Here is a 279-nt window from a genome sequence, read left to right as displayed (position 1 = left end):
GTGGGTGTAAAATTTGAGACCTGGGGTGCGTCCGTACTTTGCGTTGATATCTGCAGAGGCCTCACCGCGGCCACCGGCCCGGAAGAACTGCCCATCTGAGGATGATGTCACGCCGTCCCCCCAGAGTTTGGCCAGAGGGAGCTCGCGTTGCATGTCGATCAGACAAGCCAAAGCGTCAGAATAGGTCTCCTCGCGCAAATGCCAATCATGAGCCCACGCGATTTGCCGGGCAGACAGATTGTGGGTTGCCGCGGCCATGCGGGATACACTCAGATTGAC

General features: G+C 58.4%; 1 protein-coding gene. It reads right to left on the bottom strand.

From position 1 onward, the window contains the following. The coding region (locus tag A3722_RS15605; protein WP_150120514.1) for a Tn3 family transposase at positions 1-279 on the bottom strand (279 nt) is incomplete at both ends.

The organism is Sulfitobacter sp. HI0027 (assembly GCF_001634775.1).
Taxonomy (GTDB): domain Bacteria; phylum Pseudomonadota; class Alphaproteobacteria; order Rhodobacterales; family Rhodobacteraceae; genus Sulfitobacter.
The sequence above is the reverse complement of the archived record's forward strand: the minus strand, read 5'-3'. Positions and strand labels throughout refer to the sequence as shown.